Origin of the sequence: Rhizobium leguminosarum bv. viciae (assembly GCF_012276115.1) — a bacterium.
Lineage (GTDB): Bacteria > Pseudomonadota > Alphaproteobacteria > Rhizobiales > Rhizobiaceae > Rhizobium > Rhizobium leguminosarum_T.
Map to the genome: position 1 here is coordinate 214,535 of NZ_WIEU01000009.1, position 24,639 is coordinate 239,173.

At 62.2% G+C, this 24,639-nt stretch carries 28 protein-coding genes, 1 tRNA gene and 1 riboswitch; of the genes, 15 read left to right on the forward strand and 14 right to left on the reverse strand.

The annotated features are described in order from the left end of the window. Positions 1-633 (reverse strand): YitT family protein, encoded by a 633-nt coding sequence (locus GFM02_RS18120; protein ID WP_168273183.1) that lies wholly within the window; start codon positions 631-633, stop codon positions 1-3. A gap of 126 nt (positions 634-759) precedes the next feature. Here GFM02_RS18120 and GFM02_RS18125 point away from each other — a divergent pair, with 126 nt between their 5' ends. Together GFM02_RS18125 and GFM02_RS18130 are read left to right on the forward strand one after the other, a co-directional pair. Further along, positions 760-1,260: an RrF2 family transcriptional regulator gene (locus GFM02_RS18125; RefSeq protein WP_168273182.1), complete on the forward strand. Its 501-nt coding sequence runs from the start codon at positions 760-762 to the stop codon at positions 1,258-1,260. Between the two features lie 23 nt (positions 1,261-1,283). After that, complete coding sequence (locus GFM02_RS18130) at positions 1,284-1,745, forward strand: carboxymuconolactone decarboxylase family protein (protein WP_168322351.1); 462 nt, start codon at positions 1,284-1,286, stop codon at positions 1,743-1,745. A gap of 220 nt (positions 1,746-1,965) precedes the next feature. On the opposite strand, the gene GFM02_RS18135 is transcribed toward GFM02_RS18130, so the two are convergent. The 3 genes from GFM02_RS18135 to GFM02_RS18145 form a co-directional block, all read right to left on the reverse strand. Further along, complete coding sequence (locus GFM02_RS18135; protein ID WP_157628318.1) at positions 1,966-2,133, reverse strand: hypothetical protein; 168 nt, start codon at positions 2,131-2,133, stop codon at positions 1,966-1,968. 97 nt (positions 2,134-2,230) lie between these two features. Next, entirely contained in the window at positions 2,231-2,866 is a 636-nt protein-coding gene (locus GFM02_RS18140) for a YitT family protein (protein WP_168322352.1), read from the reverse strand. 211 nt (positions 2,867-3,077) lie between these two features. After that, the gene (locus tag GFM02_RS18145) at positions 3,078-4,010 is read right to left on the reverse strand and encodes a class I SAM-dependent DNA methyltransferase (RefSeq protein WP_168322353.1); all 933 of its coding nucleotides are present in this window, start codon (positions 4,008-4,010) and stop codon (positions 3,078-3,080) included. A 202-nt stretch (positions 4,011-4,212) separates the two neighbouring features. Between GFM02_RS18145 and GFM02_RS18150 the strand changes: the two genes are divergently transcribed. The 3 genes from GFM02_RS18150 (at position 4,213) to GFM02_RS18160 (ending at position 6,410) form a co-directional block, all read left to right on the forward strand. After that, positions 4,213-4,479, forward strand: coding sequence for a DUF6460 domain-containing protein (locus GFM02_RS18150; protein ID WP_026154422.1), 267 nt, complete (start codon positions 4,213-4,215; stop codon positions 4,477-4,479). 1 nt (position 4,480) lies between these two features. Then, complete coding sequence (locus GFM02_RS18155; RefSeq protein WP_168273179.1) at positions 4,481-4,978, forward strand: CAP domain-containing protein; 498 nt, start codon at positions 4,481-4,483, stop codon at positions 4,976-4,978. An 85-nt stretch (positions 4,979-5,063) separates the two neighbouring features. After that, a complete protein-coding gene (locus GFM02_RS18160; protein ID WP_168322354.1) occupies positions 5,064-6,410 on the forward strand; it encodes an MATE family efflux transporter in 1,347 nt (448 codons plus the stop codon). Here the strand turns inward: GFM02_RS18160 and GFM02_RS18165 are convergent. Both GFM02_RS18165 and GFM02_RS18170 read right to left on the reverse strand, forming a co-directional pair. Continuing rightward, positions 6,386-7,474: a quinone-dependent dihydroorotate dehydrogenase gene (locus GFM02_RS18165; protein WP_168322355.1), complete on the reverse strand. Its 1,089-nt coding sequence runs from the start codon at positions 7,472-7,474 to the stop codon at positions 6,386-6,388. The two genes, GFM02_RS18160 and GFM02_RS18165, sit on opposite strands and share 25 nt — an antisense overlap. Beyond that, positions 7,471-7,824: a DUF952 domain-containing protein gene (locus GFM02_RS18170; protein ID WP_168283818.1), complete on the reverse strand. Its 354-nt coding sequence runs from the start codon at positions 7,822-7,824 to the stop codon at positions 7,471-7,473. Before GFM02_RS18170 ends, GFM02_RS18165 begins: the two co-directional genes overlap by 4 nt. Before the next feature lie 98 nt (positions 7,825-7,922). Between GFM02_RS18170 and GFM02_RS18175 the strand changes: the two genes are divergently transcribed. The 5 genes from GFM02_RS18175 to GFM02_RS18195 all read left to right on the forward strand — a co-directional run bounded on the left by GFM02_RS18175 (position 7,923) and on the right by GFM02_RS18195 (position 11,096). Next, positions 7,923-8,321 carry a hypothetical protein gene (locus GFM02_RS18175; RefSeq protein WP_020048354.1) on the forward strand — a complete coding sequence of 133 codons (399 nt, stop codon included), beginning with the start codon at positions 7,923-7,925 and terminating at the stop codon, positions 8,319-8,321. 91 nt (positions 8,322-8,412) lie between these two features. Next, entirely contained in the window at positions 8,413-9,060 is a 648-nt protein-coding gene (locus GFM02_RS18180) for a response regulator (RefSeq protein ID WP_020048353.1), read from the forward strand. Positions 9,061-9,185: 125 nt separating this feature from the next. Beyond that, positions 9,186-9,863, forward strand: coding sequence for a S24 family peptidase (locus GFM02_RS18185; RefSeq protein WP_168322369.1), 678 nt, complete (start codon positions 9,186-9,188; stop codon positions 9,861-9,863). A gap of 11 nt (positions 9,864-9,874) precedes the next feature. Next, positions 9,875-10,579: a thermonuclease family protein gene (locus GFM02_RS18190; protein WP_168322356.1), complete on the forward strand. Its 705-nt coding sequence runs from the start codon at positions 9,875-9,877 to the stop codon at positions 10,577-10,579. Between the two features lie 103 nt (positions 10,580-10,682). Then, complete coding sequence (locus GFM02_RS18195; protein WP_017990194.1) at positions 10,683-11,096, forward strand: tellurite resistance TerB family protein; 414 nt, start codon at positions 10,683-10,685, stop codon at positions 11,094-11,096. A gap of 33 nt (positions 11,097-11,129) precedes the next feature. Here GFM02_RS18195 and GFM02_RS18200 read toward each other — a convergent pair whose 3' ends face one another. Further along, positions 11,130-12,005 carry a transporter substrate-binding domain-containing protein gene (locus tag GFM02_RS18200; RefSeq protein ID WP_168322357.1) on the reverse strand — a complete coding sequence of 292 codons (876 nt, stop codon included), beginning with the start codon at positions 12,003-12,005 and terminating at the stop codon, positions 11,130-11,132. 587 nt (positions 12,006-12,592) lie between these two features. Between GFM02_RS18200 and GFM02_RS18205 the strand changes: the two genes are divergently transcribed. Continuing rightward, the gene (locus tag GFM02_RS18205; RefSeq protein ID WP_168322358.1) at positions 12,593-14,593 is read left to right on the forward strand and encodes a methyl-accepting chemotaxis protein; all 2,001 of its coding nucleotides are present in this window, start codon (positions 12,593-12,595) and stop codon (positions 14,591-14,593) included. A 205-nt stretch (positions 14,594-14,798) separates the two neighbouring features. On the opposite strand, the gene GFM02_RS18210 is transcribed toward GFM02_RS18205, so the two are convergent. Next, entirely contained in the window at positions 14,799-15,179 is a 381-nt protein-coding gene (locus GFM02_RS18210; RefSeq protein WP_168322359.1) for a VOC family protein, read from the reverse strand. A 426-nt stretch (positions 15,180-15,605) separates the two neighbouring features. On the opposite strand from GFM02_RS18210, the gene GFM02_RS18215 reads away from it, so the two are divergent. After that, positions 15,606-15,884: a hypothetical protein gene (locus GFM02_RS18215; RefSeq protein WP_027666275.1), complete on the forward strand. Its 279-nt coding sequence runs from the start codon at positions 15,606-15,608 to the stop codon at positions 15,882-15,884. A gap of 26 nt (positions 15,885-15,910) precedes the next feature. On the opposite strand, the gene GFM02_RS18220 is transcribed toward GFM02_RS18215, so the two are convergent. Together GFM02_RS18220 and GFM02_RS18225 are read right to left on the reverse strand one after the other, a co-directional pair. Then, positions 15,911-15,984: transfer RNA gene (locus GFM02_RS18220), tRNA-Gly, on the reverse strand. 59 nt (positions 15,985-16,043) lie between these two features. Next, a complete protein-coding gene (locus GFM02_RS18225; protein ID WP_064250656.1) occupies positions 16,044-17,138 on the reverse strand; it encodes a 2'-deoxycytidine 5'-triphosphate deaminase in 1,095 nt (364 codons plus the stop codon). Between the two features lie 73 nt (positions 17,139-17,211). Then, positions 17,212-17,290: riboswitch (SAM riboswitch) on the forward strand. Positions 17,291-17,332: 42 nt separating this feature from the next. On the opposite strand from GFM02_RS18225, the gene GFM02_RS18230 reads away from it, so the two are divergent. Then, positions 17,333-18,517: an O-succinylhomoserine sulfhydrylase gene (locus GFM02_RS18230; protein WP_168322360.1), complete on the forward strand. Its 1,185-nt coding sequence runs from the start codon at positions 17,333-17,335 to the stop codon at positions 18,515-18,517. Between the two features lie 289 nt (positions 18,518-18,806). Next, positions 18,807-19,199, forward strand: a complete 393-nt coding sequence (apaG, locus tag GFM02_RS18235; protein ID WP_024321046.1) for a Co2+/Mg2+ efflux protein ApaG — start codon at positions 18,807-18,809, stop codon at positions 19,197-19,199. Positions 19,200-19,334: 135 nt separating this feature from the next. Here apaG and GFM02_RS18240 read toward each other — a convergent pair whose 3' ends face one another. The 4 genes from GFM02_RS18240 to GFM02_RS18255 all read right to left on the reverse strand — a co-directional run bounded on the left by GFM02_RS18240 (position 19,335) and on the right by GFM02_RS18255 (position 23,295). Further along, a complete protein-coding gene (locus tag GFM02_RS18240; RefSeq protein WP_168322361.1) occupies positions 19,335-19,922 on the reverse strand; it encodes a hypothetical protein in 588 nt (195 codons plus the stop codon). A gap of 132 nt (positions 19,923-20,054) precedes the next feature. After that, positions 20,055-21,047: an Hsp33 family molecular chaperone gene (locus GFM02_RS18245; RefSeq protein WP_020048343.1), complete on the reverse strand. Its 993-nt coding sequence runs from the start codon at positions 21,045-21,047 to the stop codon at positions 20,055-20,057. A gap of 91 nt (positions 21,048-21,138) precedes the next feature. Beyond that, a complete protein-coding gene (argF, locus tag GFM02_RS18250; protein ID WP_020048342.1) occupies positions 21,139-22,053 on the reverse strand; it encodes an ornithine carbamoyltransferase in 915 nt (304 codons plus the stop codon). A 42-nt stretch (positions 22,054-22,095) separates the two neighbouring features. Beyond that, positions 22,096-23,295 carry an aspartate aminotransferase family protein gene (locus GFM02_RS18255; RefSeq protein ID WP_168273165.1) on the reverse strand — a complete coding sequence of 400 codons (1,200 nt, stop codon included), beginning with the start codon at positions 23,293-23,295 and terminating at the stop codon, positions 22,096-22,098. A 420-nt stretch (positions 23,296-23,715) separates the two neighbouring features. On the opposite strand from GFM02_RS18255, the gene GFM02_RS18260 reads away from it, so the two are divergent. Beyond that, positions 23,716-24,249, forward strand: coding sequence for a GcrA family cell cycle regulator (locus tag GFM02_RS18260; protein WP_168322362.1), 534 nt, complete (start codon positions 23,716-23,718; stop codon positions 24,247-24,249). The last annotated feature ends 390 nt before the right edge of the window (positions 24,250-24,639 follow it).

The following is a 24,639-nucleotide window of genomic DNA, read 5'->3' on the forward strand; positions in this document are numbered from 1 at the left end:
TTACATGGCGATATAGCGATCCTTGCGGTGGTTGATCGCGATCGTAAGGTTGAGAACGATCGCACCAAGCACCGAGCAGGCGATAATGAAGGGGCTGGCGACGAAGAAGGAGAGCGCCAGGATGATGCCGTCGAAGCCGAGCTGGACGAAGCCGGCGCGCCAGCCGAAGCGATCCTGGATATAGAGGGCAAGAATGCCGATGCCGCCGAGACTGGCGCGGTGGCGGAAGAGTGCCAGCATGCCGGCGCCGATGACGAGGCCGCCAAAGAGCGCACCGGCGATAGGATCGACATGCGCCATGCTGATGAAGCCCGAGACGAATTCGGACAGGACCGAGGTCAGCGCGATGGCGCCGAAGGTCTTGATGGTGAAAGCGAGGCCTAAGCGGCGGAAGGCGAGATAATAAAAGGGCAGGTTCACGACGAAGAAGCAGAGGCCGAAGCTGAAGCCCGTCGCATAATGGGCGAGGAAGGCAAGGCCCGCCGTGCCGCCGGCAAGCAGCCCCGCGCCGGAGAGAAGCGTTACGCCGAGCACGGCGAGCATGCTGCCGGCGACGATGCCCTGGGCGTCGTCGAAGAGCGAGTGACGATCGGCGCTGGAATTCAGAAGGCCTACGAAAGCGTTGGATGCCATGTTGTTCCCCTGTCGGCTTTTCCGTCTTCTATCCGGGGTCAGGATAAAGGCAAGTGGCAAGGACGCCTCTTGACATCAGGCATAATCGTGGATATTTTTTGTCCACGAATTGAGGAGGCCAGGTGCATGAAGATGGGCGATGGGGTCGAGCAGGCCATTCACAGCGTTGCGATGCTTTCCGGCCTCTCCGAAGGCGGCGTGCTTTCGGCCGCCGCGCTGGCGGAATTTCACGGCGTTTCGACGAGCTACCTGCTGAAGCATCTGCAGGCGCTGTCGGGCGCCGGCATCCTCGATACCGTACCGGGGCCGAAGGGCGGATATCGGCTGGCAAAAGCGCCGAAGGAGATTTCGCTGCTCGACATCGTGCTCGCGGTCGAGGGGCCGGCGCCTGCCTTCCGCTGCGCCGAAATCCGCCAGCGCGGCCCCAACCCGGTCTCCGATCGCTTGTTCGCCCAGCCCTGCACCATCAACGCGGCGATGCTGAAAGCCGAACGCGTCTATCGGACCGAACTTGCCAAGACGAGCATTGCCGATCTCGGCATCGAACTGAACGCTCTCGACGACGGATCGATCGCAGCGAGAGGCTGCGCCTTCCTTGAAATCCATGAACGCAAGACGGCTCGCTGAGCCACCAACAAAGGAGAAAGAGCATGCAACCACGTTTCAACTTCGCCAAAGCCGCTCCCGATGCCTACAAGGCAGTCGCCGCGCTCGAGCAATATGTCCAGTCCTCCGGGCTGGAGCGCCGCTTCATCCACCTGATCAAGCTGCGCGCCTCGCAGATCAACGGCTGCGCCTATTGCGTCGACATGCATGTGAAGGAAGCCCGCCATGATGGGCTCTCCGAACAATGGATAAACCTGATGTGCGTCTGGCGGGAATCGCCGGTCTATGACGCCCGCGAACGGGCGCTGCTCGGCTGGGTGGATTCCGTGACCAACATCGCCAAAACAGGTGCGCCGGATGCCGACTACGAGACGCTGAAGGCGCATTTTTCCGAAGAAGAGATGACGAAGATCACGGTGGCGATCGGCGCCATCAACATCTGGAACCGGCTTGCCGTCGGCTTCCGCTCACAGCATTCGCTCGATGCGGCGCAAAAGGCGGCGTGAGGCCAATGCCATACGAGAGGTGAGCGGGAAACGGAGAGGTCGCTGCATGTCCTCTTCTCCCCTCGGGGAGAAGAGGGGATCGAGACGCTGCAGCATGTTCCTTCGCCCCGGTTGCGGGCGTCCGAAGGACGGGACGAGACCCGCGGCTCGGCACGGTGACTGATGCGAGGAAATCATCCTGGCAACCGACCCGAAAATCTCGGGTCGGTCGAATATCGGGTCACTCGTGATCCCTGGTGGCGCGTACGGCAACGGCGTCAAACCGATTGCCCGAGAGGTCGACGCTGTTGAATAGGTCGCGGACGACTTTCGCAATTTCTTCTGCGGAAGCACCCTTGGCATATTCTTCCTGCATACGGCGTCTGACAAGTTTTTCCAAATCTGACATAGTTCACCTCATCAAATCCGGCGCGAGATGAATTTGGCGCCGAGACCGATCACAGGCAAGTTACGTTTTATTTAGAATGGCTTACGGATTCGTAATGTTAGAGCGCGATGTAACGGTCGGCGCGGTGATTGATGGCGACGAAGAGGTTGAGGACGACGGCGCCGAGCACTGAATAGAAGACGACAGGCGGCGTGGTGACGAACAAGGCGGCGGCGAGCACGCACATGTCGATGGCGAGCTGGACGAGGCCGGCGCGGATCCCCAAACGCTCCTGCAGGTAGATGCCGAGAATGCCGACACCGCCGAGGCTGGCGCGGTGGCGATAGAGCGCCAGCAGGCCGAAGCCGAGCAGCAGTCCGCCGAGAAGGGCTGCCCAGGCTGGATGAATGCTCGAAATGGACAAGAAGCGCGACTGCACATCGGCAAGCACCGACGTCAGACCGATGGCGATGAAGGTCTTGATGGTGAAGGCCATGCCGAGCCGCTTCCAGGAGAGATAGAAGAACGGCAGGTTGAGCAGGAAGAAGGCGAGACCGAAATTGGCGCCGAAGGCATAATGCAGGAGGAAGGCCACGCCGGCCGTGCTGCCGGTGAGAAGGCCGGCGCTGGCGAGCACATAGAGGCCGAGCGCCGCAACGAGGCTGCCGGAGAATATGCCCTGCACGTCTTCGATCAGGGTGTGGCGCGTCGCAGTCGTATTCCAAAAACCAAGGGCATTGATGAGCTGTGTCATGTCGCCAGTCTCCACGGCAGACGAGTTTAAGAACGCGCTTGGGGGAAACCCGGCGCAGCGGAATTTTGGATCATGAAAGGAGCCCGAGCGCCTCGCCGTAATATTGCCGGGCGCTCTGCCGATGCGATGCAGTATTGGGCTTTTCGGTCTTCCGATCAAGCAAAATAGGTAAGCAATGCTGACCTATAAAAATATCGCAAGAAATGTTCGCTTACGCGGGCTTGCGCGTAAGGAACAGAATGCCGGAAACCGGTTTTCCGCCATCTTTGCGAATGACCGATTTGACGATCTTGAGAATTTGGAAGCCGTGACGGGCAAGAAGCATCCTGACAAAGCTTTCCGAATGGGCATAACGCAGCGACGGAGCGAGATGGAAGCCGTCGCCATCCCCTGCATCCTCGACGGAAAAGGCAATATCGGCGCCTGATGCGGCGAGGTCTCCGACGATGGCAAAGACGCTTTCGAGATTGCCGAGATACATCAGCACGTCGGCTGCCGTCACCAGGTCGGCGCGATGGCGCGCGGCATCGGCAAAGAGGCCGGAGAGATCGGGCGCGAGCGAGAGATCGGCCTGGGCGAGACTGTCATAGACTTGTTTATCGGCGGCCTTGGCCAGCATGTTCTGCGAGAGGTCGAAGCCTTCGAGGCGACCGACATTGGCGCGGATCTCCGAGCCGAGCAGGCCGGTGCCGCAGCCGAGATCGACGGCGTGTTCGTAGCGCCTGCCGGTGGAGGCGATGAGCGCTGCAAGCTTCTGCGGGACGGCGTAGTCGAGCTTTTCGACAAGTGCTGATTCGAAACGGTCGGCATAGTCGTCGAAGAGGCGCTCGACATAGCGGCTCGGCGGCAGGTCGGGCGTGGCCGCATCGCCGAGAAGAGCGAGCTTGAGGGCGGCGCCGAAAATGTCATCGGGATCGAGGGCAAGTGTCTTGCGATAGGCCTCGACCGCGGCCTCGCCCCTGCCCGCCTTTTCCAGGTAGGTGGCGAGGCGATACCAGCCGGCGGCCCAGGCAGGCACGAGCTCGAGGGCCTGTTCCATCAGTTCGGCAGCCGCTTCCGGCTCGCCGCCTTCTTCGAGCATCCGGGCATAATCGGCGCGGCGGTCGGCGATGACATCGCCTGAGGAAAGCTGGTGGGGCTGCATCAATGGGCCTGTCAAATCTTTCTTTTACGCATGTCGTTGCCGCAAAACCGCTGCACACTTTTGCGCGACATGCGTCGGCCCGCATCTGGCGGCGGCCACAAAAAAACTCAAGTCCTATTTCAGAGGCGGAGCGGCCAATTCGGGAAAGGGCTTGCGGGCGTCGCACCGCGACCTTATTCCAATGGCAAACAGGAGATGGCTTATGTCCGATCAGGCGAACAGGTTCCTCGGCGATTCAATCGGCCGCACATTGATAAAGCTCATCGTGGTGTCGCTGATCGTCGGTTTCGTCATGACCGTCTTCGGCCTGACGCCGTGGGGCATCATCTACGGCATACGCGATTTCATCCTGGAGATCTGGTACCGCGGCTTCTCGGCCCTCGGGCGCGTCGGCGACTATCTCATCCTCGGCGCGACGATCGTCATCCCCCTCTTCATCATCCTTCGTCTTTTCAGCTACCGCCGGTAACATGACATCCATCGATCTTTCCAGGCGCGGCCTGCTGCGCCTTTCCGGACTTGCGCTTGCTGCCGGCATCGCCGGCTGCACCACGACCCCGCGGCTCGCCGGCACGCCCTCGGACGGCGAGGACGAGACGGCAAGCGTGCTGCCGCTCGTCAACCAGCTCAGGGCCAAAAACGGCCTGCCACCGCTTGCCGTCGATCCGGCGGCGAGCACTGCCGCCTTGTTCCAGGCGAAACGCATGGCGAGCGCCGGCAAGATGGCGCATCTCATGGGCATGACCGACAGTTTCGGCGCGCGCGTCAAGGCGAGTGGCGTGCGGCTGCCGGCGGCGGAAAACATCGCCTCCGGCCAGCAGAGCGTCGATGCCGTGGTGACGGCCTGGATCAACTCTCCGCATCACCTGGAAAACATGCTCGGTCGTTACGGCGGCCTTGGCGTTGCCGTCGCCCATAATACATCTTCCAGGAGCCTGCCCTATTGGGCCATGGTGCTTTCCAGCTGAGGCGATTCCGCCTGCAGCAGTTCAAGTGATGCAGCGTCCGTTGCGCGTCTGAAACGACGCGTGGCGCTGCCGCGACGAGGCCGGCATGGATACACGCAGCAATCACAACGCGCTTGCATTCGACGTGACGCACCTGATGGTGCTGTCGATCGCCATTCCGATGACGCTCGGCTTCATGACGACGCCGCTGCTCGGGCTGACGAACACCGCCGTCGTCGGCCGCATGGGCAATGCGGAGGCGCTGGCGGGGCTGGCGATCGGCGCGATGCTGTTCGATCTCATCCTCGGCAGTTTCAACTTCCTGCGCGCTTCGACGACCGGGCTGACGGCGCAGGCCTATGGCAGGCGCGACCAGCACGAGCAGCAGGCGGTCTTTTCCCGGGCGATGATTTCGGCGCTCGGCTGCGGACTGGCGCTGCTGTGCCTTTCGCCGCTGCTGATGGCGGCGGGGTTGAGGCTGATGGGGGCGGAAGGCGCGATCGCCGAGGCGACCAGCACCTATTTTTCCATCCGCATGCTGGCAGCACCCGCGGCATTGGCAAATTATGCCATCCTCGGCTTCGTGCTCGGGCGCGGACAGGGCAATATCGGACTGCTGCTGCAGGCGATCATCAACGGCATCAACATCCTGCTTTCTATCTACCTCGGCCTGACGCTCGATTGGGGCGTGGCGGGGGTTGCCTGGGGCACGATGGCCGGCGAAACCGTCGGCGCGCTCGTCGGGCTTGTCATCGTGCTCAACGGTTTCGGCAAGGCAGCGCGGCCGGCATGGTCCGAGGTCTTTTCCCGGCACCGGCTCGCCGAGCTTTTCGCACTCAACCGCGACATCCTGATCCGCACCTTCGTGCTGATCGGCGCCTTCACCATCATGACGCGGATCGGCACCAGCTTCGGCGCGGTGACGCTTGCCGCCAATGCCGTGGTGATGAATTTCTTCCTACTGTCCGGCTATTATCTCGACGGGCTTGCCAATGCCGCCGAACAGATCATCGGCCGGGCAATCGGCGCGCATTACCGGCCGGCCTTCGACCGCGGGCTGAAGCTGACGACCTTGTGGTCCTTCGGGCTGGCGGCGCTTGGCTCGGCCTTCTTCTTCCTCGCCGGCCCCTGGCTGATCTCGGTGCTGACGACTTCACCAGAGGTGCGGCAGGCGGCCGAAACCTATCTGCCGTGGGCGGCGATCACCGGACTGACCGGCGCGCTCGCCTTCCTGATGGACGGCGTCTTCATCGGCGCCACGTGGTCGGCCGACATGCGCAACCGGATGCTGATCTCTTTTGCCGGCTATCTCCTGATGCTCGCCGTCTTCGTGCCGCTCTTCGGCAATCACGGTCTCTGGCTGGCGATGAACGCCTTCCTGCTCTTCCGGGGCTTCTTCCTGGCGATGCTGGTCAAGAGGCGGGCCGATCAGACCTTTCGCGCCGCCCAATAATCCAGCCTGGTATCGCGCAGGTCGCGGATCGAGGCGGCCTTTTCGCGGTCCAGGAGTTTCGAGAGGCCGCGGACGATATCGCCGGCCAGGCCGGGGCCTTCATAGACCATGCAGGAATAGAGCTGGACGAGATCGGCGCCCGCCCTGATCTTCTCCAGCGCGGTTTCGGCCGACGAGACGCCGCCGACGCCGATGATCGGCAGATCAGGGCCGATACGCTTGCGCATCCTGGCAAGTACCGCCGTCGACTTTTCGAACAGCGGTACGCCGGAAAGGCCACCCGCCTCCTTCGCCTGGCGCTGATCCTTGAGGCCGTCGCGCGAAAGGGTGGTGTTGGAGACGATCAGACCATCCAGCGCATGCGAGAGCGCTTCGGCGGCAATATCGTCCATGCCTTCCTCGGTCAGATCAGGCGCGATCTTCAGAAAGACCGGGATCTTCCGGCCGGATGTTCCCGCCATCTCGTCGCGCGCCGCAAGCACTGATGACAGCAGCACCGCAAGGCTTTCGCGCCCCTGCAGGTCGCGTAGGCCAGGCGTGTTCGGCGAGGAGATGTTGGCGGTGAAATAACGCGCGACGGAATAAAAGCGGCGGATGCCGGCGACATAGTCGGCGATGCGATCCTCGCTGTCCTTGTTGGCGCCGATATTGACGCCGATCATGCCGCCGCCCCTCAGCGCGGCGAGGCGCTCGAAAGCTGCATCATGGCCTTTATTGTTGAAGCCGAGGCGGTTGATGACGCCTTCATCCTCGACCAGGCGGAAGATGCGCGGGCGCGGATTGCCGGATTGCGGTTTCGGCGTCACCGTGCCGATCTCGGTAAAGCCGAAGCCGAGCTTCAGCAGCGCCTCCGGCACCTCGGCATTCTTGTCGTAGCCGGCGGCCATGCCGAGCGGATTTTCGAAGGTCAGGCCGGCAACGGTCTGGCGCAGGCGCGGATCGGGAGTCAGCTGGCAGGCAGGCACGAGGCCGGATTTCAAGGCGGCGATCGACATGCCGTGCGCCGTTTCCGGATCGAACAGGAAGAGACCCTTGCGGGCGAGACGCTTGAAGGGATCGATCATGGCTGCAGCTCCGGAAAGACATGGGCGCCGGCTTCGTCGAGCGGCAGCGGCGCCTCCCAGAGCACGGCCGCAAGCGGCAGATCGGCGTAGAGGTGCGGGAAAAGGTCGCCGCCGCGCGAGGGCTCGAAGACCAGCTTGTCGGCGAAGCGGCTGCCATCGACGGCAATCAGCAGCAAGCCGGACTGGCCGGCAAAATGCAGGGCGGCAGTCTGCTTCACCTGCTCCGCCGTCGAAAAATGGATGAAGCCGTCCTTGAGATCGATACCGGCGCCATGAAAAGTGCCGGTTTGTCTGGCTTGCTGCCAGAGCGTTTCCGTCACGATCTTGTAAAGGGTGGGTGTCAGGGTCATCATGGCCTCACGATAGGCTGTTCCTCGGTCACGAGGGCTTTGCCGGAAAGAGGCGGCGATGTCCACGCCCCTAAAAGCAAATTCCGGAGGATGAGACGATGAAGGCATTCGTTATCACGCTTGGCATATTTCTGACGCCGCTGGCGGCCGCGGCGGTCGAACCCGATGCGGGCCGGTTCCAGCTTGAGAAAAGCGGCGACCATTTCGTCCGGCTCGACCGGCAGACCGGGGCAATGTCGATCTGCCAGGACAAGGACGGCGCCCTCGTCTGCCGCATGGCGGCCGACGAGCGGGCAGCCTATGAGGACGAACTCGACCGGCTGGCGAAGCGGGTGACGGCGCTCGAACAAGGTGGTGTCATCCAGCGCGCCCTGCCGAGCGATGCCGAGGTCGACCGTTCCATCAGCATCATGGAGCGGATGATGAAGAGTTTCATGGGGATGGTGAAGGAGTTCCAGGCCGAGGAAAACACCAATCCCCTTCCGCAGAAGACCTGATCTGATATAGTCACTATGAGCAAGCTGGCGTGCAACGCGGAGGGGCGGAGGCGCATGCCGGCATGATCGGGCTCTTGGGAGGGAGTTTTCGATGCAGGAACAGACCATCATCATTGCGGACGATCATCCGCTTTTCCGTGACGCGCTGCGCCAGGCGGTGATCGGCATGGAAGGCCGGCAGTCGATCGTCGAGGCCGGCGATTTCGCCGCCGCGCGCCGGGCCGCCGGCGCCCATGCGGATGCCGACCTGATGCTGCTCGATCTCGCCATGCCCGGGGTCAGCGGCTTTTCCGGCCTGATGGCGCTGCGCTCCGAATTCGCCAGCCTGCCGATCGTCATCGTCTCGGCAACCGACGATGCGACGACCATCCGCCGGGCGCTGGAACTCGGTGCCTCCGGCTTCATTTCGAAATCCTCCGGCATCGAGGATATTCGCCGCAGCATCCAGACGGTGCTTGCCGGCGATATCGCCACGCCGGAAAGCTATCGCGAAGGGCAGGAGCAGGATCCCGATGTCGCCGACCTGATCCACCGCCTGCATACGCTGACGCCGCAGCAGAGCCGGGTGCTGACCATGCTCGGCGAAGGGCTGCTGAACAAGCAGATCGCCTACGAACTCGGCGTCTCCGAGGCGACGATCAAGGCGCATGTCTCGGCGATCCTGTTGAAACTCGACGTCGACAGCCGGACGCAGGCGGTCATCCAGCTCGGAAAGATCAATATGGCGATGGTTGCCTGAGCGATACATTTCCCTTTGGAAACAGGATTTTATTCCTCTTTCATCTTTACTCAGACGGCACGGTCGATTAATATTGCGCCGGGTTGAAGCGCGGCGTTGAAATGAGCCGCGACGGAATCGCGCGCATGCTGTCACACGACCAGATCTGGGAAGCGCTCGACAGGCTTGCCGAACGGCACGAGCTGACGCCATCCGGTCTGGCGCGGCGCGCCGGCCTCGACCCGACCTCCTTCAACAAATCGAAACGGCTTTCCGCCGACGGGCGGCTGCGCTGGCCTTCGACGGAATCGATCGCCAAGGTGCTCGACGCCACGGGGGCGAGCATGGAACAGTTTATGGCCTTCATGCGGCCGGACGCCGGCCCCTCCGAGCAGCAGGCTAGGCAACAGGAAAACGCGTTTCAGCCGCAAGGCGGCTCGATTCCGCTGCTCGGCTTCGCCCAGGCGGGCGCCGGCGGTTTCTTCGACGATGGCGGCTTTCCGGCCGGCCAGGGCTGGGACGTGGTTGAATTTCCGGCGGCCCCAGCACGGAAGGCCGGCGTCTATGCGCTGGAGGTGCAGGGCGAGAGCATGATGCCGCTTTATCGCGACGGCGATGTGCTGATCGTCGAGCCGGGGGCGCAGGTGCGCCGCAACGACCGTGTCGTCGTGCGCACAAATGAGGGCGAGGTGATGGCCAAGGTGCTGCTGCGCCAGAGCCCGCGGTCGATCGAGCTGCTGTCGCTCAATCCCGAACATCCCAACCGCACCCTCGAGCTTTCCGACGTCGACTGGATCGCCCGCATCATCTGGGCCAGCCAATAGGAAGATATTCCATGCGCCCTGCCGCCTTCATCACAGGTATCACGGGGATGGTAGTGGTGGCCGGCCTGTTGATGGCGGGCGAAGCAAGGCTTGGCGGCGGCACGGCCGGCGAAGAGACGGCAACGGCAGCGGCGGATGCTGCTCCCGAAGCCGGCGCACATGCGACAATCTCGGACGACCGTGCCGAAATGATCGCTCGCTCAGTGGAACCGGCGGCTCCGCCCTCTTCGGCGTCGGGGCCGGCGCCAGGCGACGCCGCGGCACCCCAACCGGCCGATACGCAGCAACGAGCGGAGACGCCGGCCGGGGAAACGGCAAGTCCGGCTGCGAAAAAGGCGGTGGAGCTGGCGCGGCCGATGGTCGAAAATGCCGGCATTCTTTCCTTCGGCGAGCGCCGGCTTCAGCTTGCCGGCATCCTGCCGACGCCGGTCGAGAGGACATGCGGGCCGGTGGGCCGGCAATGGCCCTGCGGCATGATGGCGAAGACGGCGCTACGCCTGCTGTTGCGCAACCGCAGCGTCAGCTGCGATCTCGAGACGGTGGAATGGAAGGAAACAGTAACGACTGCCTGCCGGCTCGGCACAGAGGATCTCGGCGCATGGCTCGCCGAAAACGGCTGGGCGGAAGCAGCAGTGGGTTCGCCGCTTACGGAGATCGCCGAGACGGCCAGGCAGGCGGGAAAAGGCCTCCACGGCGATGATCGGCGCCGCAATTAAACCGGCAGCCACGACAGGGGTCGGACAGCCCCGGATCGGGCCGATCCCTTGTAATGGCTGTCGCCAATTCCTAATCTGGGCTGGACCGAAAAAGGAATCAGAGATGAACAAGCCGCTTTCCGCCCATGACGCGCTGATCTATGTGATGGTGATGGCATCCGCCGTCGACAGCACGATGAACGACAGGGAGATGACAAGGATCGGCCAATTGATCGGATTCCTGCCGGTTTTCCGGGATTTCGACGACGACAAGCTGATTGCGGTGGCGCGCGACTGCGCCGCGCTGCTGGCCGGGCCGGAAGGCCTCGACGTCGTTCTCGAAACCGTGCGCGACACCCTGCCCGCAAAGCTCTACGACACGGCCTATGCGCTCGCCGTCGAGGTGGCATCCGCCGATCTCTCGGTCAAGGCGGAGGAGTTGCGGCTGCTTAGCCTGCTGCGCGACCGGCTCGGCCTCGACAAGCTCACCTGCGCGGCGATCGAGCGCAGTGCGATTGCGCGCTTCCGCAAGGGCTAAAGACTAAAGCGCGTCCCGCGTCTTTTAGCGGCTTCAATAGAGCCCGTAGGGGAAATACCGCAGATAGATTTCCTGAAGGCGGCCGTTGCGCGACAGCGTGGCGAGCGCGTGGTCGATGGCTGACGTCAGCACGCTGTCCTTCTGCCGTAGCATGATCGTCATGCCCTCGCCGAGGAAATGCTCGGAAAGATAGGGGCCGTCGAACAGCGCGCAGCATTTTGCCGAGGCCGGCGAAGAGACCCAGAAGGAAAGCTGCAGCGCATCGGCAAAGGCGGCATCGACCTTGCGGTCCTTGAGCGCCGCAAGCAGGGCGTCCTTCGTATCGAACGGCTCGGCCTTGAGTGTGGGGAAAAAGGCGGCCAACATCGCCTCGTGCACCGTCCCCCTGACGACACCGACCGGATGGCTGGAAAGCGCGGCAGCGGTCTTTCCGTCGAGCGGCACGGCGAGATTGCGCACGAAGCGCGCCGGCAGCATCAGATAGGGTCTGGAGAAGACGAATTGCCGACGCAGCTCCGGGGTCACGGCAAGACCGGCGATGACGGCATCGCCCTGAGAGGCGGCGAGCGCATCCCTGAGGTCGGCAAAGGGGAGCGCCTGGATCTGGCACTTGTCTGAAATCTCCAACTCGCTGCAGATCTCGCGGGCGAGGTCGACATTGAAACCGGAAAGCTTGCCGTTCTGATCGGTGAAATTGAAGGGCGGGAAATCGACCGACGTTAGGAAGCGCAGGCGCACCAGCGAGGAGAGATCGGGCCTCGCAAGACGCTCACGCGCATCGAAGAGCAGCGGCAGCGAGGGCGCCGCCTGCTGGGCGGAGGCGGCAAAACTTGAAAATACCGCGCCGAGAAACAGCCCGAACGCGAAAAAACCCTTCAGAGTCAGGGATGCCAGCTTGGATTGCATCATCGTGATTGTGGTCTCTGGGTTAAGCGCGAAGCATGCGGCGTCGGCGAGATGTATCAGAGTCATGCGTGGCGGGGAATATGCATGGGAGTGAGGAAGCGGATGGCGGTCGCGAACTCACCAACATCGTAGCAGCGCGGCACCCTCTGACGCCCCTCATCCTGAGGTGCGTAGCCCGCAGGGCGAAGCCTCGAAGGACACGCCGCAACGCCGCTCCTTGCATAGATCCGACGCCGGAATGCCCGCCTCGCCCTTCGAGGCCCCTGCGGGGCACCTCAGCAAGGATGAGGCTCTCTTGAATGCCGGCGCTCCGAGCGCTTGATCCCTGGGTGCCGCTGATACGTGCTAGGTTAAACTGCAACCTCTCAGTCCCTAAAAATCACAGCCGACCGCCGTCTCGTGTTAGCGCGGAATTAAAGAATATCGCCTCTTATTTGTTGCGACGACATCGGACCCCGCCAGCCGATCGCATGATGCAAGCGTCAGCCCAAACGTAATCCCTAAACCGCGATATTGAAGCAGCGTTTTCTGCAACAATTGATTTCAAAAGCACCGGGCGCGACACGCCCCGTCAATCGGGTGACATTTCCATGCTGAAACATCTGAAAATCCGCACAAAAATCATATCGGTCGTGGCGCTGCTGGGGCTGATCACGATGGCCGGGCTGCTCTATGTCATTTCCGAGTTCCGCCGAGCGGATGCCGCCTACAGCGCCTTCATCGATCATGAAGCGCAGGCCTCGATGCTGAGCGCGCGCGCCAGCGCATCGGCGGTGGCCTCGGTGCTGCAGGTAAGCCAGCTTGCCGGCATCAAGCCCGATACGCCCGAATTCCAGACGGCGCTCGCCACGCCGAGCAAGCTGCCGCAGGCGCGTGAGCGCATGAAGCAGGCGCTGGCGCTGGTGCCCAGCCGCAAGCCGGCGATCGATGAAATTCAGGCGGGCATCAATGAGATCGAAAAGCTGGCGAACAAGATCATCGAACAGAGCAAAGCCAAGGATAGCGCCGGCGCCGAGGCGAACGTTGCCCTGATCAATGCCAAGCTCGATGCGCTGACGCCGAAGATGATCGCCAACAATGATGCGATGATGGCGATGCTCAACGATGGCGGCGACGCGCTCTCGGCTTCCGTCAACGAACGGATCGTCTTCTGTCTCGTTCTGATCGGCATCGCCGTTCTCGCTGCCGTCGGCTTCAGCGTGGTCGTGGCCCAGATAGGCATTGCCGCTCCGATGATGCAGCTGCGCCAGCGCATGACGCGGCTTGCCGAGGGCGATACGACAAGCGATGTCAGCGGCCTCGACCGCGGCGACGAAGTCGGCCAGATGGCAAAGGCCGTTTCGGTCTTCCGCGACAATGCGATCGAGCGCGCCCGGATCGAAGCACGCGCCGAAGCCGACCGTGACGTCAGCGACAGCGAGCGCCGCGACCGCGAGGCGCAGAAGGCGCGCGAAGCATCCGAACTCGACCGCGCCGTCACCGCACTCGGCGACGGCCTGCGCCGCCTTGCCGCCGGCGATCTCGCCTCGCATATCGCCGAGCCCTTCGTTGCGCATCTCGATGCGCTGCGTGAGGATTTCAACAACTCGGTCGAGAAGCTCAACGAAACACTGCATACGGTCGGCGCCAATGCCCGGGCGATCGGCGCCGGCGCCAACGAGATTCGTTCCTCCGCGGACCAGCTTTCGCAGCGGACGGAACAGCAATCGGCCTCCGTCGAAGAGACGGCAGCAGCGCTCGAGGAGATCACCACGACGGTGCGCGACGCCGCCAAGCGGGCCGAGGAGGCGAGCCAGCTCGTCGCCCGCACCCGCCTCGGCGCCGAAAAATCCGGCGAGGTCGTCCGCAAGGCCGTCTCCGCCATGCAGCAGATCGAGAAGTCGTCAGGCGAGATCTCCAACATCATCGGCGTCATCGACGATATCGCCTTCCAGACCAATCTTTTGGCTCTGAACGCCGGCGTCGAAGCCGCCCGCGCCGGCGATGCCGGCAAGGGCTTTGCGGTCGTCGCCCAGGAAGTGCGCGAGCTTGCCCAGCGTTCGGCCAAGGCGGCCAAGGAGATCAAGGCGCTGATCAGCACCTCCGGCACGCATGTGCAGACCGGCGTCTCGCTGGTCGGCGAAACAGGCAAGGCGCTCGATTCGATCGTCCAAGAGGTGCAGGAGATCAACCAGCACGTCCACGCCATCGCCGAAGCCTCCCGCGAACAATCGATCGGGCTGCAGGAGATCAACACCGCCGTCAACACCATGGATCAGGGCACGCAGCAGAATGCGGCGATGGTCGAAGAATCCACCGCCGCCAGCCACAACCTGGCAACGGAAGCGGCAGCGCTCAACAATCTGCTCGGCCAATTCAGGCTGACCGGCACCGGCGGCTTTAGCGCCAGCGCACCGATCGCGCCGGCCCACACCGCCGCACCGCGCGCTGCCGCGCGCCCGGCAGCCAGGGCAGCTCCGGTCCGCGTCGCCCGCGAAGGCACCGCCCGCCCGACCGCCTCGCCGGCCCGCGCGCTCGGCCAGAAGATCGCCAACGCCTTCGGCGCCAGCAGCACATCACCGAGCCAGGATCCCGACTGGACGGAATTCTGAGCCGCTTGAGGCTTGCCCCTCATCCGGCTGCCGCCACCTTCTCCCCGTAAACGGGGCGAAGGGGTATGCCGCAACCTCTCGTCCCCACCTCGCTCTCTCAGGGCACGTCCCCTCGCCCCGTTTACGGGGAGAGCGTTAGGGTGAGGGGCGGCCATCGACGCGAACCGAAGGATAGTTTTTCTCTCTACGGAACCTCCTGTCTGCTCTAACCCGGCCGCCAACCGACCTCGACCAGAACGTTTCCGGGCGCCGTGCAATAAAACAGCCAGCCGCCGCGCATGGCGGCCGGCGGGCCAGACAGCGCAGCACCGACAGCAGCAAGCCCGACATGGACCGCATCGACATCCGCCCTTTCGGGCAGGATGAAGCCGATGTGATAGGTCTGGCGCCCCATCTCCACCTGATCGGCGGTGCCGAATTTTGCGATTGCGTGGCTGAGGACGATTTCAAGGCCGGCATCGTCTTCGAGGATCGCCAGGCCGTTCTGGCCGCGCATATCCTTCAGCGTCAGGCCGAAATGGCGGATGAAGAAATCCGCCGTGGCAGCGATATCGGGTACGTGGAAATCGAGATGGTTCAAGCGCATGACAGTCTCCGTTCGAAAAAAATCCCGGGACTGCCTTTTTGCCGTCTCCGCACGCCGCCGGGATCCCGCATCTTGATGCGGATCACGTCGCGGGTTCTCGTGCCATGGCACGGAGCAGAGCTTCCGTGAGAGCGCTCTTGACGCTCGAACGGAAGGGACCGGGCTTACCTCAACCGATCCTGCCTTTTTCGACGATGCCGATCTAGCAGACGGCACCGATTTCGGCAATGGATGCGTCATCGTGCCTGGAGGAACGGGATTTTCACTCTAATATCCATAGGTGGATGTCACGTCCCGTCTGACGCTCGATCACGGCGTCCCCGGGATGCTTCCCGAACGATTGAAGCGCAACATGGGCATTCGTGTCGTGCGCCCTATCCGGCAAGGCGCAGAATGATATTATTCAACGCATTGGGAGGGATGAACATGAAACCTGCAATCATCGGCCTCGTCGGCACACTCGTTCTCGCGGGATGCAGCACCGTCAGCTACAGCGGACCGGGCCTCGAACCCATCCCCGGCAGCATCACCTATAGCGGCCAGCCGCGCACCAAACTCACCAAATCCCCACCCGGCTCCGCCTTCCCGCATGATTTCATCGACCAGTACGGCCGGCAGGTGGAAGAAACCTACATCATCCAGCCCGACCGGAGCCTGATCATCGCGCACCGGCAGTATAAGCCGATCCGGTTTTTTGGGGATTAGGTGCATCAGGCATGGCTTGCGGGAGCTGGAGCGGGTGAAGGGAATCGAACCCTCGTATTCAGCTTGGGAAGCTGCTGCTCTACCATTGAGCTACACCCGCGATGAAGCGAGATTTCCAACAGATGGGCGTCGCTGTCAAGTCGCGCCGGATGCAATGTCTCAGATACGGAAGTGCTTCGAGAGCTTCAGGCCTTGGGCCTGGTAGTTGGAGCCGAGGCCGGAGCCGTAGAGGCTGGCGGGCTTTTCCTGCATGTGTTCGTAGACGAGGCGGCCGACGATCTGGCCGTCTTCGAGGATGAAGGGCACTTCGTGGCTGCGCACCTCGAGCACGGCGCGGCTACCGCGCCCGCCGGCAGGCGCATGGCCGAAGCCCGGATCGAAGAAGCCGGCATAGTGGACACGGAATTCGCCGACCAGCGGATCGAAGGGGGTCATTTCGGCGGCATAATCCGGCGGCACGTGCACGGCCTCGCGCGAGACGAGGATATAGAACTCGTCGGGATCGAGGATCAGCTCGTTGCGGCCGCGGCTGTGGAGCGGTTCCCAGAAATCGAAGAGGTCGTGCTCGGCCTTCTTGTCGACGTCGACGACGGCGGTGTGATGTTTGCCGCGATAACCGATCAGGCCGTCCTTGTCTCCGGCGAGGTCGATCGACAGCGCGATGCCGCCGCCGGAAACATTCGGCAGCTTGCTGGCGACCAGCGTCTCGCTTTCATGCAGCTTCAACAGTTCCGGCTCGCCGAGCAGGGCCTGGCCAACGCGGAAACGGATCTGCGACAGGCGCGAGCCGCGGCGCACGACGATCGGGAAGGTGCGCGGGCTGATTTCGAGATAGAGCGGGCCGGAATAGCCTGATGGGATCTTGTCGAACTCCTGGGCGTAATCGGTGATGACGCGGGTGAAGATATCAAGGCGCCCGGTCGAACTTTTCGGATTGGCCGAGGCGGACATGTCGGCCGGCAGCGCGAGGCTTTCCATCAGCGGCACGATGTAGACGCAGCCGGTTTCGAGCACCGCCCCCTCGGAGAGGTCGATCACGTGCAGGCTCAGCCGGTCGAGCTTGTCGGACACCAGATGCGAGGGGCCTGGCATGAAGCTGGCGCGGACGCGAAAAGCCTTGGCGCCCAAGCGCAGGTCCAGGCTTGCCGGCTGGATCTGGTCGCGGTCCAGCTCCCGCTCGGAGATCAGACGCCCCGTTTCGAACAGCGCGGAGATCGCGCGATCCGCCAGAATTCCCGTTTCGCGAGCCATCATGCCTCATCCATCATTTGCCGCCGACAAAACCAAACTCGGGGAATTGACGCAAGCAGCTAACAGCAGTATTGCAGAATTATCCCGTGGTGATTTGGCCGGTCGGCTTGCAGCCACGTTAAACAAGTGGCTAAAAAGACCGGGTTGAAACCGGTCTGCTTTTGCGACCGGTTTTTTTGTTATGTGAAGGTGATGGCATGAGCAAGACCTGGCGCCCGGCAACCCAACTCGTCCACGGTGGCACGCTGCGTTCGCAATATGGCGAGACGTCCGAGGCAATCTATCTCACCCAAGGTTTCGTCTACGAGACGTCGGAGGCGGCCGAAGCCCGCTTCAAGGGCGAGACGGAGGGCTTCATCTACGCCCGCTACGGCAGCCCGACCAACGACATGTTCGAAAAGCGCATGTGCATGCTCGAAGGCGCCGAAGACGCCCGCGCCACCGCTTCCGGCATGGCCGCCGTCACCGCGGCAATCCTTTGCCAGCTGAAGTCAGGCGATCATATCGTCGCTGCCCGCGCCCTGTTCGGTTCCTGCCGCTGGGTCGTCGAGACGCTGGCGCCGAAATACGGCATCGACTGCACGCTGATCGACGGCCGGGATCTGGCGAACTGGGAAAAGGCGATCACGCCGAAAACCAAGGTGTTCTTCCTGGAAAGCCCGACCAACCCGACGCTCGAAGTGATCGATATTGCAGGTGTTGCCAAGCTCGCCAACCAGATCGGCGCCAAGGTCGTCGTCGACAATGTCTTTGCCACACCGCTCTTCCAGAAGCCGTTGGAGCTCGGCGCCCATATCGTCGTCTATTCCGCCACCAAGCATATCGACGGACAGGGCCGCTGCCTCGGAGGCGTCGTGCTTTCCGACAAGGAATGGATCGACGAGAACCTGCACGACTATTTCCGCCATACCGGCCCGGCGATGTCGCCGTTCAACGCCTGGACTTTGCTGAAGGGCATCGAGACGCTGCCGCTGCGCGTGCGCCAGCAGACCGAGAATGCGGCAAAGATCGCCGATTTCCTGGCCGAGCAAGGCAAGGTCGCCAAGGTGATCTATCCCGGCCGCAAGGACCACCCGCAGGCCGATATCATCGCCAAGCAGATGACCGGCGGCTCGACGCTGGTCGCCTTCGAGATGAAGGGCGGCAAGGATGCGGCCTTCGCGCTGCAGAACGCGCTCGAGATCATCAAGATCTCCAACAATCTCGGCGACAGCAAGAGCCTGATCACCCATCCGGCAACGACGACGCACAAGAACCTGACGGAAGAGGCCCGCGTCGAACTCGGCATTTCTCCGGGCACGGTCCGCCTTTCGGCCGGCATCGAGGATACCGACGACCTGATCGAGGATTTCGCTAAGGCGCTTGCCAAGGTCTCGGCCTGATCCAGATCCAGAGATAAGGCGGCCGGATCTGGGGTTCGGCCGTGCCGGATCTCACCAAGGTGAGACCGGATCTCACCAAGGTGAGACGGTGCCGGACCTCACTGCGTGAGGCCGGGGGAACAAGTTCGCCCGCCGCGGCGTTCCGAAACGGAATTAACACTGACAATTAGGCTTAACGATCGAAAACTCTTCGGATCACAGCCATTTCAGCGATGATAATTGTTCCGTTTCTTGACGGACAGGGCCTCTTATAAGATACGGGTAACATATCTTGACTAAGGTGCAAGGCATGTATCGCGCCCTCACAAGAGAGATCGAAGTAGTCGTCGAGCCGTTCTATCTGGAGGAGCAATCCGATCCGGAAGACGACCGCTATGTCTGGGGTTACCGGATTGTCATCAGCAACAATTCCGGCATAGCCGTTCGGCTGGTCAATCGTTACTGGAACATCACCGACCAGAACGGCCAGGTGGACGAGGTGACCGGTCCCGGCGTCGTCGGCGAGCAGCCGCGCCTTAGCCCCGGCGACACCTACGAATATTCCTCCGGCTGCCCGCTCGACACGCCCTCAGGGTTGATGTTCGGCCATTACCAGATGGAAACGGACGAAGGCGAGATGTTCGATGTCGACATTCCCGCCTTCTCGCTGGATTCGCCTGGGCTGCTGCGCGTGCTCAATTGAGAGCGTAGGTTCGCGGTCGTTTCGTCAGTGCAAGCACGGCGTGTGGATGCGGCCGGCTGCAACCTTCCAGTCAGTACCAACATAGACGCCGTACCCTCGGTCGTAGATCCTCGGGCTTGCCCAGTCATCAATCTACTAAAGGTCAAAAGGACCCGACGCCTGGGTGCCTGGCTTTGCTTCGAACGGATCTTTTGATTGTGGCGGCGCCGGATGTTTTGCGACCGCATCGTTTACCGCCTTTTGGCAGGCGAGCAACTCATCCGCTGCCCTGGCGGAATCTTTCAAACCGAGGGCAACAATCTGCTTTCCTCTAAAGCTGGCGCGGAAACTCAGTTTCCCAGCGAATTCCTCAATCAAGTCGGAATCCTTGAAATCAATCCATAATGATTTGAAGCCAGGGAGATCCAGACCTCTCGCATCAGCCGTCCGTTTAGACTGGTCGAACGAGAGTTCGATGGGATAATGCTTACCTTTCTCCAAGGATTTCCAGTTTGGATTTCCGAGCAGAATGTAAAGAGGGTTGTCCTTTTTGCGGAAATTGAAGCCAAGACGAAAAATGGTGTCGTCATCAAAGGAAGTCAGAACAAAACAGCCATTGTCTAAAGTCGGGTCGACAGCCACGCTCCAGCCTCCGACCTCTTTCCATGGGACTGTCTCGTCATCAGCCAAGCTCATTCGCGGCATCGCGGCTATGAGCGCGAGTACAAAAAACAAAAGCCGCATCAACGCCCCATCCGCTTTCTTAGGCCACAACCAATGAAACAGAATAGGTGCACAGTGACTACGCAAAGTCGAGTCACCGTGCTGCATCATCGCTAATCTTTTATTGTTCGCTGTGCGTGTCCTTAACCGCGCCTATTCGGCTGGCTGAAGCTCGGCCGGCTCGAAGCGGTAGGTGGTCGAGCAGAATTCGCAGGTCACGGCGATTTCGCCATCTTCCTGGCTGGCCTCGATCTCCTCGGCCGAAAAGCCCTTCAGCACGCCTTTGATCTTGTCGCGCGAGCAACTGCAGCGGTCGAAGACGGCGCGCGGTTCGTAGACGCGCACGCCGCGTTCGTGGAACAGGCGGAACAGCAGCCGTTCGGTGCCGACAAGCGGATCGGTCAGTTCATCGGCGTCGATAGTCTCGACCAGCGAACGCGCTTCGAGCCAGGCGTCGTCCTCGCCGTGCGGGCGGCTGCCGGTGTCGCCGTCGCCGCCGTGGAGATCCGGCTGGCGCATGCGCTCCGGCGCTTCCGGCAGGAACTGGGCGACGAGGCCGCCAGCCCGCCAGCGATGGCGCGGCTTGCCGGCATCGTCGCGATCGAAGAGTTCGGCCGCGGCTAGACGGACGCGCGTCGGGATCTGCTCCGACTGGCGGAAATAGACGCCGGCAATTTCTTCCAGCGTGGTGCCGTCGAGCGCGACGATGCCCTGGTAGGGCTGGCTGAACTTGCCCTGGTCGATGGTGAAGGCGAGAATGCCCTTGCCGAGCAGTTGCTCCGGCTCGGTTTCGCCTGACTCGATCGCCTTGTTGAGCAGCGCCTGATCGAAACGGGCATAGGCGCGGACGTTTTCCGGCGTCGAGAAATCGGCGACGAGAAGATCGACCGGGCCGTCGCCCTTGGTCTGCACCGTGAACTTGCCGTCGAACTTCAGCGAGGTGCCGAGCAGCACCGTCAGCACGACGACTTCGGCAAGCAGCCGGGCAACGGGTGCGGGATAATGATGGCGCTCGAGGATCGCATCGAGCATCGGGCCGAGCTGGACGGCGCGGCCGCGCACATCCAGCCCCTCCACCTGGAAAGGGACGACATGGTCATCGCCGGCGAAATCGAACTGGCCGAGAGCGGCTGCAGCTTCTGCCATGGCTTTTCACTCCTACTTTGCAGAGCGATGGGCCAGCGTGCCCGCCGCTTGCGCGGTCGCGAGTTTGTGACTCGCGACGTCCGATTATGGTTCAGATCGCGCCCAGGCACCAAGCAAGAATCGACTTCTGCGCATGAAGACGGTTTTCCGCCTCATCGAAGACTACGGATTGCGGACCGTCGATCACATCATCAGTCACTTCCTCACCGCGATGGGCGGGCAGGCAATGCATGAACAATGCATCATTGCCGGCTTTCGCCATCAAGGCCGCGTTGACCTGATAAGGCTGGAAGACATTGTGACCCCGGGCCCGATGTTCCTGATTCATGGAGACCCAGGTATCGGTCACCACGCAATCGACGCCGGCGACCGCCCGGTCGGCATCATGGCAAAGCATGATTTCGGCGCCCTCATTGCGGGCCCAGTTCAGATAGTGATCCTTGGGCTCCGAGCCAAGGGGCACAGCCATGTTCATGCGGTAGCCGAAACGCGCGGCACCCTCGACCAGCGAATGCAGCACATTGTTGCCGTCGCCGGTCCAGGCGATGGTCTTGCCCTTGATCGGGCCGCGATGCTCTTCGAAGGTCATGATATCGGCCATGATCTGGCAGGGATGGGTGTCATCCGTCAGCGCATTGATCACAGGCACGGTCGCATGCTGGGCCAACTCCAGCAGCCGCGAATGCTCGGTGGTGCGGATCATGATCGCATCGACATAGCGCGACAGCACCTTGGCGGTGTCGCCGATCGTCTCGGCGCGGCCGAGCTGCATCTCGGTGCCGGACAGGAACAGTGTTTCGCCGCCGAGCTGGCGCATGCCGACATCGAAGGAGACGCGGGTGCGCGTCGACGGCTTCTCGAAGATCATCGCCAGCATCTTGCCGGCGAGCGGCTTGTCGCCCTGGCCGGCCTTGAAGGCCTGCTTGCGGGTGAGCGCATCGTTCATGATCGTTCTGAGATCGGCGGATGTGACCGCCGAAAGATCGAGGAAGTGTTTAGGGCTCATATCGTCTTCTTACCTGTGCTGCGCCCGAAGGCGGCAATTTCTTCAAGCTGTCTTCTTGACCTTGGAGGCGCGAATGCTCTCGGCGGCGCGCTCGACGCGGGCAAGGCCCTCGCGGGCTTCCTCGGCGGTGACCACAAGGGGGGGAAGAAGGCGGATGACGTTGTCGCCGGCGGGCACACCGAGCAGATGGGCGGCGCGGATCGCCTGCAGCAGTTCGGCTGACGGAACGGCAGCCTTGATGCCGAGCAAAAGGCCCTCGCCTCTGATATCCTCGATCACATCGGGATAACGATCCTTCAACGAGGCGAGGCCCTGGCGGAAGACCAGCGCAACATCGCGCACATGCTGGAGGAAGCCATCGGCAAGGATGATGTCGAGCACGGCGCTGCCGACGGCCATGGCAAGCGGATTGCCGCCATAGGTCGAGCCATGCGTGCCGGCCTTCATGCCGGAGGCGGCCTCTGATGTGGCAAGGCAGGCGCCGAGCGGGAAACCGCCGCCGATGCCCTTGGCGACAGCCATGATGTCGGGTGTCACGCCCGACCATTCATGGGCGAAGAACTTGCCGGTGCGGCCGACGCCGGTCTGCACCTCGTCGAGGATCAACAGCAGGTCGTTGTCGTCGCAGATCTGGCGAAGCGCCTTCATGAACTCAGGCGTGGCAGGACGGACGCCGCCCTCGCCCTGCACCGGCTCGATGAGGATGGCGGCCGTCGCCTCGGTGATCGCGGCGCGAACCGCTTCGATGTCGCCGAAAGCCACCTGATCGAAACCCGGCGCCTTGGGGCCGAAACCTTCGAGATATTTCTCCTGGCCGCCGGCGGCGATTGTCGCCAGCGTCCGTCCGTGGAAGGCGCCTTCGAAGGTTATGATATGGAAACGCTCGGGATGGCCTTTGGAAAACTGATAGCGGCGCGCCGTCTTGATCGCGCATTCGAGCGCCTCGGCGCCTGAATTGGTGAAGAACACCTTTTCGGCGAAGGTGGCATCCGTCAGCCGTTTTGCCAGACGCTCCTGGCCGGGGATCTCATAGATGTTCGACAGGTGCCAGACCTTGTCGGCCTGCTCCTTCAGTGCGCCGACCACATGCGGATTGCTGTGGCCGACGGAGGTGACGGCGACGCCGGCGCCGAAATCGAGATATCGCTCGCCGCTTTCGGTGATCAGCCATACGCCCTCGCCTCGCTCGAACCGCAGCGGGGCACGAGAATAGGTGTCATAAAGCGGCGCGGCTTCAGCCATGGCGCGATCTCCATCAAAGTTGCCGGGCAATGACTCCGGCTAAGGAAACCAGGCCCGAAAAATCAAAAATGCCGCCTTGCGGCGGCGAGTGGCACTATTTCCTTTTCGCGCTGCAATGTCAACAAAACGGCGCCCTTAGCGTATGCAGCACAGGTGTACAGCGGCATTTTCAGTCTTCAACAGGCATTATTGCAGAAATGCCACGCAGGGGCAGCAAGTTGGGGAAAACTACGAATTCGATTCATCCGGATTCATGCGACTCTTGTCACGGAGTCAGGCTCACACTAGGTTAAAGATCAATTACTAGACTGCATGCGGCGGAACTAGTCACCAAAATTGATCAAGCGTTTCTTGTTTCGGAGCTCCCGGGACAACGGTGAGGGATTCTGCCATCACCAACGCGAAAGGTGGAGACAGGGCATGAACTGGACAGACGAGCGGGTCGAGAAACTCAAGAAGCTTTGGGCCGAAGGACTGAGCGCCAGCCAGATCGCGGCACAACTTGGCGGGGTCAGCAGAAATGCGGTCATCGGCAAGGTGCACCGGCTGTGCCTTCCCGGCCGTGCCAAGGCCGGCGGCACCAACACCACAGCACGAACGCCGAAGCGCAACACATCGGCACCGCGCGCGCCGAACTACGCCTCCCGGACCACGACCCGCACCGTTACCCGCCAGCAGGGCGCGACGATGCTGAAGGAAGAGATCGAGATCGAAACGATCGAGGAAATGGAATACGTGCCGAGAGGCAATGTGGTGGTGCCGATTTCGCGCCGCCTCGGCCTGACGGAACTGACCGAGCGCACCTGCAAATGGCCGGTCGGCGATCCGCTGAAGGACGACTTCCATTTCTGCGGCTGCGAGTCCCCCGACAATTCGCCTTATTGCGGCTATCACCAGAAGCTTGCCTACCAGCCGGTCAACGAACGCCGCCGGGCAGCGGCCCGGGCCAGCTGAACGCGGGTAACCATCGTCAGAATGCAAAAAACGGGCCGAGTGGCCCGTTTTTTTATGCGAATGGATGGGAGCGCTCAGAGTTTTTTTGCTCTAGTTTCCCCCGCGCTCCGTCATCCTCGGGCTCGACCCGAGGATCCATGCGGCGAGCGCCACCGGGGAAGCCACTTCGCCCTTTCCCAGCAAAACCGTCGCGCAATTTTGCTGACTATTTACCACGAACGCAGTGCTCACGATATGGATCCTCGGCTCAAGGCCACTGCTGTCCGGTTTAAATTTAGTGGACATGGTGCACGGTGTTGATTCTACTCATGTTCGAGCGTTTGGCGACGTTCCCGGACACGAAAGAGGAGCAACACCGTGCGGCACGACAATAGCGTCTTTCATGATCTG